Source organism: Myxococcus sp. AM011 (assembly GCF_013372595.1).
Classification (GTDB): Bacteria; Myxococcota; Myxococcia; order Myxococcales; family Myxococcaceae; genus Myxococcus; species Myxococcus eversor.
Window position 1 is genome coordinate 1 of the sequence record NZ_JABXEM010000480.1, and the last position, 3337, is coordinate 3337.

Annotated in this window: 4 protein-coding genes and 1 pseudogene; 3 read left to right on the plus strand and 2 right to left on the minus strand. The window is 65.7% G+C overall.

What is annotated here, in order from left to right; translation table 11 throughout:
- The first annotated feature begins 281 nt into the window (after nt 1-281).
- Nucleotides 282-722: a DUF6209 family protein gene (locus tag HUW62_RS46365; RefSeq protein WP_163867113.1), complete on the plus strand. Its 441-nt coding sequence runs from the start codon at nt 282-284 to the stop codon at nt 720-722.
- A 125-nt stretch (nt 723-847) separates the two neighbouring features.
- On the opposite strand, the gene HUW62_RS46370 is transcribed toward HUW62_RS46365, so the two are convergent.
- Entirely contained in the window at nt 848-1618 is a 771-nt protein-coding gene (locus HUW62_RS46370; RefSeq protein ID WP_368670654.1) for a hypothetical protein, read from the minus strand.
- 430 nt (nt 1619-2048) lie between these two features.
- Here HUW62_RS46370 and HUW62_RS46375 point away from each other — a divergent pair, with 430 nt between their 5' ends.
- A complete protein-coding gene (locus HUW62_RS46375) occupies nt 2049-2288 on the plus strand; it encodes a hypothetical protein (RefSeq protein WP_163867111.1) in 240 nt (79 codons plus the stop codon).
- A 145-nt stretch (nt 2289-2433) separates the two neighbouring features.
- Nucleotides 2434-2691, plus strand: a complete 258-nt coding sequence (locus HUW62_RS46380) for a hypothetical protein (RefSeq protein WP_163867110.1) — start codon at nt 2434-2436, stop codon at nt 2689-2691.
- 54 nt (nt 2692-2745) lie between these two features.
- On the opposite strand, the pseudogene HUW62_RS46385 reads toward HUW62_RS46380, so the two are convergent.
- A pseudogene (locus HUW62_RS46385) lies at nt 2746-3337 on the minus strand (error-prone DNA polymerase); the annotation flags it as partial.

Genomic DNA, 3337 nt, shown 5'->3' on the forward strand with positions numbered 1-3337 from the left:
GAACGGGGTTGGGGCTGTCGGAGACGGAAGGCGTCTCGGTGGGAGTGGCGTTGCGGCTCGAATCGTCACTCGGCTCGCCGGCCGGGGACGGCCTCCTGAACAGGGTCATTCGGTGCTCGCTCCAAGGTGTTCGCGGCAGAGCCTACTCGAAATGCCCGGTATCAACGAGGCGGCCGGGCGTCGGAGGTCCACGCCTTGATGCGCCCGCCTCCTTCCCCGAGGTGGCCCGAGCGCCGCGCCGCCGGCCCATGGGCCTGACTCTCTCACCCGGGAGCCACCCCTTGAACCGACTCAAGTCCCTCCTCGCGCTCTCCCTGTTGCTGTTCGGTGGCAGCGCGGGGGCGCAGACTCCGCCCGTCATCACCTTCGGCGCCAACGGGTCGCTGGCCCAGTCGCAGACGCTGCTCGCGGGCGGACAGGTCCAGGTGGCCTATGACGCCAGCCGGCTGCCGCAGTGCCGCGTCACCCTGCCCGATGGCGGCCCGGGTTGGAGTCTCACCGGCCACTACCGCCTCAACGGAGGGGCGGAGGGCAGCTTCGACGTCGCGGGGCAGCCCACCATGGGCGCCGCGCCGGTGCTCGCGCTCCCCGCCGAGGGCACGCTGGAGCCGTGGTTCCGAATCTCCAGCGTGGGCTGCGAGCAGTACGACTCCAACTACGAACGAACTTCCGCTTCACCGTGTCGCCGTAATCAGGGAGCGAATGGCTCGCCACGCGAATGACAATCACTGGCACGCTCGGATCTGGCGGGGCTCGAGCATGTCTTGAATTGCTCCATCGCGATTGGGCACTCGCGCTGTGAGAAGGCCGGCACCCGCCTGACACGGCGGGCGCCGAAGGGCACGACTCAGGTCAGCTGCAGACCCTTGTCGATCTCCGCCAGGCGGAAGCGCGCCATCGCCAGGTTCGAGTTGGCGCGGCTCAGGGCCACGTAGAAGAACAGACCCTCACGCGACGCCAGCGGGCGGATGATGTGGTACTGCTCGCCCAGGGTGATGAGGATGTCCTCGATGCGGTCCTTGATGCCCAGCACGGTCATCGCCTTGAGCTTGGCCCGGACGACCTCGGTGTTGGCCGCGGCGGCCGTCTCGATGTTGAAGGTCGCGGTGCCTCCCTGGCTACCCAGACACATTCCGCTCTTCGCATCCACCAGACAGGCCGCGAAGGCACCTTCAATCTTCAGTGTCTCATCCAGGGATTGCTTCACGTTCGGCATGACTTCTCTTTCGGCTGGGGGGTGGGTGGAGTGTTGCTGGGCGGGTGCGAGCAACTCTTCCAGGCTGAAGGTCAGCTGGCTGGAGTAGGTGCGCGGCTGGGGAACGAAGAGGGCCTGGGCGTCCTGGAGCGACAGCAGGACCTCCAGGTGGCTCGCCATGTGGCCACGGAGCAGATCTCGGAGCGTGTCGCGGGGAACCAGGCCCCACGCCACCAGCACCTCGCAGAAGTTGCCTCCGTTCTTGCGGCACTCCGACATGACCTGCTCGACGTCGTCCCGGCTGACCAGCTGCTGCTGGATCAGCACCGACGAGAAGTTCTGGACCCCGGGGCCATTCAGGACCGCCCAGGCCACCTTCCGCTCCACGACGAAGATGCGACCAGAGACGGTGGTCGACTTCACCACCACCTCACCCCCAGTCTGACTCTCCAACGCCTCGTGAAGCACGGAGCGAAGGACGGGTCGCGCAACCTGGGTCACCGTTCGGGATGCTCGTTCCATGGAGTGGGTCGCCGACGCACCAGGTGTGCTGATTTTCATATCCGAATCCCCGGCAACTATATCCAGCACCTCAAAAATATCGCAACCCAGCTGAAATATTCGCGAATTTCGAGGGATCTGGGTTCAAGCCGCCCCGGGCGGAATAGACCCGACCCATCGCAGAGATCTCCGCGGATGTGAAGCAGAAATACCACGATGTCTCATACTTCCAGTGAGAGTGTGAGAGCAGCCAAGGGCTGGTCGAGGGAGGCCCGGCCGGTGGATCATGATCCTGGCGCCCGAGGGAGGTCGGCCGACCTGCGTTCTCGGAGCCCACTCGCTGGGAGGGAGCATGAAGAAGTTACTGCTCGGTGCGCTGTCGCTGGGAATCCCGGGGCTGTTTTTCTTCGGCAACGTGACTTACGCGCCCCGGGCGGAAGCCCAGGAGCGCGAAGCTTGCACCTTTCACTACTACGACGACGACACCTACACGAACCACGTGCTGACACTGCGGTGCGCGTGCGGTGAGTCATCGTGTTCGGAGACCGAGGACGTCACGCCGTTCTTCATCATGGAGTGCAGACCCTGCTGAGGCCGTGAGGTCCTGGCGATGACGGCCCAACCCCTGTCATCGCCACGGACCCGGCGTGAAAGACAGCCACTGCCTTGCACCCTCTTCCATGTTCCCTCTAACCTGACATGTCCCGCATGGAAATGCGGGCCCAAGGGGGTTACACATGAAGAACCTGAGCTGGGTCGTGGGTGCGTTGGCATTGTCGCTCATGGGCTGCGGTGGAGCGGAATTCGCAGACACCGTCGAAGACGCCGAGGGCCAGGTCTCCCAGGCCGCCGTGACGTGCACGGAGACCTATGGCCAGTGTCGAGTCGGTCGGTGCGAGCTGGGCCCGAATGATCGCTTCCAGCTCCTCACCCGGGTCTGTTGCGATGCGGCGGGCGCGTGCACCACCACGACCACGCGCATCTGCGGCTGTTGAGGCACCACGCCTGATGAGCCGGGCATCCCAGGGAGCACGCGCCTGGGATGCCTCTCAGGGCCGTGACAGGGATTGGACGAACTTCGTCTTCACGTTCGTCACCTTCCCCGAGCGCTCCAGGACACCCTGCCCCACGATGAACAGGGCGCCGTGGATCTCCTTCCGGCACCGCTCATACACATCCGGAGGCACCACCAGGTTCGCAATCCCAGTCTCGTCCTCCAGCGAGATGAAGCACATCCCGCGTGCCGTCGGCGGCCGCTGTCGGCAGATCATCATCCCGCCCACCGATACCGTCCGCCCGGAAGACACCTGCTTCAGCCCCTCCGCCGTCACCGCACCCAGCTTCTTCAGCGTGGGCCGCAGCAGCTCCAGCGGATGCTTCTCCAGCGACAACCCCACCGTGTCGTAGTCCGCGCAGACGCGGGCGAACACATCCATCGACGGCAGCTCCACCTCCGTGCCGTCCATCGACATCCCGAAGAACAAGTCATCCGAGTCCAGCGGCCCCAGCGCCTGGATGTCCCACAGCGCCTTGCGACGTGAGCCGCAGAGCGAGCCCAGCGCCCCCGCCAGCGCCAGCCGCGTCAGCTCGTGCCTGGGAATCCGCGCCCGCCGCGCCAGGCTCCCCACGTCCGTGTAGCCC